Origin of the sequence: Bradyrhizobium sp. (genome assembly GCF_049586575.1) — a bacterium.
Lineage (GTDB): Bacteria > Pseudomonadota > Alphaproteobacteria > Rhizobiales > Xanthobacteraceae > Bradyrhizobium.
In genome coordinates this window covers 1-3,078 of sequence record NZ_JBAVCF010000199.1, presented here as the reverse complement: position 1 = coordinate 3,078, position 3,078 = coordinate 1, and the positions used below count along the sequence as shown (strand labels likewise).

Annotated in this window: 3 protein-coding genes; all 3 read right to left on the bottom strand. The window is 60.7% G+C overall.

The features are described 5' to 3' along the window. Window positions 1–345, bottom strand: a 345-nt coding sequence (locus WB528_RS07600) for a hypothetical protein (RefSeq protein ID WP_423887803.1), incomplete at its 3' end; no start/stop codon positions are given. A 1,780-nt stretch (window positions 346–2,125) separates the two neighbouring features. Further along, complete coding sequence (locus WB528_RS07595) at window positions 2,126–2,677, bottom strand: cupin domain-containing protein (protein ID WP_423887802.1); 552 nt, start codon at window positions 2,675–2,677, stop codon at window positions 2,126–2,128. Next, window positions 2,674–3,078: molybdopterin cofactor-binding domain-containing protein (locus WB528_RS07590; protein ID WP_423887801.1), on the bottom strand; the 405-nt coding region annotated here is incomplete at its 5' end. The genes WB528_RS07590 and WB528_RS07595, both read right to left, overlap by 4 nt.

The following is a 3,078-nucleotide window of genomic DNA, read 5'->3' as shown; positions in this document are numbered from 1 at the left end:
TTGCTGGCCGGAAATGTAGCGGAGATTGGTAATCCCCTGGTCGGCGACGATCGCCGGATTGTTGATGCCGGTGGTGGCGAGTTCGGTCTGGTTGTTCTGGGCGGCTCGCTGCTGGTCGGCGTAGGTGAAGAGCACCGACATCTGGACGCGGAAGCCATAACGCGCGGCATGGGTCGAAACGTTCCAGATCGGGGCGGAGACCACCCCGCGCGAAGCCGCGATCTGCACGACCGGATCACCCGCCGCGCGCGCCAAACTCACCATTGCGCCGACGCACGCCGTCCCGAGCGCGGCTTTGAGGAAGCTCGCCCGGCTCCACAGAACAGAAGAACGGTCACTCGTCATAGGTTGCTCCGACACGATGCTCCCCACTGCTCAAAAGTTGCTCTGTGATCCGCTCAAGTAATTCGCGCTCACGCTAGACCGGCCAATCTATGTTCGCAACCGCAAAGCAGTCGCGGACGAACGCCGCATCGCGGGGCTTTGGCCGCGGCGCAGCCACGCATCGGCGCTGCCGTGATCGACCTCACAAGGGGAGCGCCGGCCGCGATCAAGATGACAGGGGACACACTCCGGCGTCTGCTCTCTCCGGCATTTCCAGCTGCCGAGACCGAGCGGCGAATCAACAGAGAGTGCCCCGCTGCTGGCGGCCATTTCGCTTTAGCAAACTCGCCTGCGGTTAAACGGCTCACCGCTGGTGCTTTGGCCGCGACGCAGCTAGCGGGGGTCGAGCCGCATCAGCGCCGGCCGCAATCCAGCAGGCAGGGGGCTCTCCGCGATGTCGCTCCGACATGTCCGGCTGGCGCGATGATGCTCTTGATCCCTTGGCGGGTGGTCGCGGCAGAATCTGTCGCGGCGAAGATCGACCGGCGCGCGCCGCCGATTTCCGTTTTAATGATGTCCGGTAGGCGCCGATCGATGGAGCTCGCGCCGTTCGCAGCTACCGGGGCTCTGCACATCGCCGGCGCCGCGAGCGAACTGGCAAGTGGGGCAACACGGAATTTGGGGGTGCCGAAGGAGCGCGGCCCGGTGGGGGGGAATGCTGCGGGTTCGCTTGCGCGGATTTGAGCACCAGATCATGGGGCGGCCGCGGTGCACCCGTTGCAGAATTTGGCCGACAGACCGTGCGGATGCGCAGGTGGCGGGAGAACCTTGCCGATGGACGGCTCCCGCTCAGGCGCGGTGGCTTCGCGAGTTGCTTCTCTCACGAACATAGCCAGCCTCATCGCCGCAGCGACGATCTTGCGTTACCCGGGCCGTTACCCGGGCTCCGAATTAGCCCGGTCGATCAACACGACTCCGACTGCCAAATGGTCGCGGTTCGGCCGCTGTGGTTAACGGACGGCAAACGCGATCGCGACAACTTTATTTGAATGCGCGCGCCAGCCTAATCCAAGCAAGTGGGCCTGCGTTCAAGTCGACGCGATCTCGAACGTTTCCCATCGATCCTGGGTTGAATGTGAATTCGCAGCATCCGCAACGGGCGAGGTCATCTGCAAAGACGCCAGAACGCAAAGGTTTAGGTGGTTAATCGATCACCACCAATCCAAACTATGAATCATCGTTCGTGTCTTTGTCGCTAAATTCTCGTGCGGTCTGTCATGCGCTCACGTGTTGCGCCTCGGAAAGATCTGGGCTCTATTCCACTCCGTGAGTCAACTTGAACAAACACCGTTTAGCCATCGCATCCGCGTTGCGGACGACGTTCGCTACCTGACGATCGGTCAGGTGAAGCTGCGTTACGGTGGCGTGAGTGACATGTGGGTATGGCGCTACATGCGTCAGCACGGTTTTCCGAAGCCGGTGCAATTCGGTGGGCCGACCTCGGCTCGCCATTGGCTCGTCGCCGACCTTGAACAGTGGGAACGCGAGCGGAGTAAGAGTGCGGAGCAAAACCGGCGGATTGCTAGGTCGTAAAACGCTCCTCGATCTCGAGCAGCCGGGCTCCGGGGCTTGTCGAGCTACGGGGTAGCTCCGATGAGGGGCCAATCGCGAAAAAGGCGGCTACGATGAGCCCTCTTTCCGAAAATTGAGAAAAAGAAAACCCGTAAAAACAAAGGCGAAGCCGGCCCAGCCAGCACTCGGCGGAAAACTGAATTGTCAGCACACGCAAGTGCCCAGGATGTCAGTCTTCTTTCTTCTGTGAAGCGGCTTCAATATGCTCTGCGCGCCGTTTGAACAATTCGGGATCGGTATAGCCCATGAGATCGGGTTTGCCTTTGCCGACCATGACATTGAGATAGACCAATTCAACAGTGTTGTTTTGGTAGCCATGGATGACACCAGCCGGGCACGATACGCAATCCCAGGGGCCTAGCACCGTTTCAAGACGCCGGCCCGTCTCGTCCTCGACGAAGATCGTCAAATGTCCCCTCAGAACGAAAAATACTTCTTCGACCTCGTGGGTGTGCGCAGCATTTCCCTGGCCCGGAGGAACGGCCATGATCGAAAGCGTGAAATTGCCGGCGGGAATAAAATTCTCGTCGGGCTTGCCGCTGGTGTTGCCGATGAAGCGATGTTGCGCCCGCCGCCAGCCATCGATTGCAGCGTCGGCGAAGGCATTCCAGTCGGGTCTGCGCTCACCAAACCGGGCGACGTATTTCTTCAGGATGGTCTCTAAGGGCATGCCGGTCACGGCTGGATCCAACTTATCCCGCGTTTTCGTCGTTTGGTTCATGACACCACTCCTGAGGCGCGCAGCACGCCTCGTTGTGCGATCTTGACGATCTGCTCCGGCACGACCGGCGTGCTATTTAATTCGGCGCCAAACGGCGCGAGTGCGTCGCAGACCGCATTGGCAATCGCTACCGGAGGCGCGATGGCGCCGCCTTCGCCGAGACCCTTGACACCAAGCGGGTTGAGTGACGTCGGCGATTCCAAGTGCACGAGGGTAATGTCGGGCACGTCGCTCGCGGTCGGCGCCAGATAATCCATCAGCGATCCGGTCAGCAGCTGTCCTTCGTTGTCGTAGACGAAACCTTCCAACATCCCACCGCCAACGCCCTGGACGGTGCCGCCAATGATTTGACCCTCCACCAGCATGGGATTGATGACGACGCCACAATCGTGGGCCACTGC

Coding starts and splice junctions, on each gene's coding strand:
- WB528_RS07595 (WP_423887802.1), bottom strand. CDS start 2,677: ATGAACCAAACGACGAAAACGCGGGATAAGTTGGATCCAGCCGTGACC.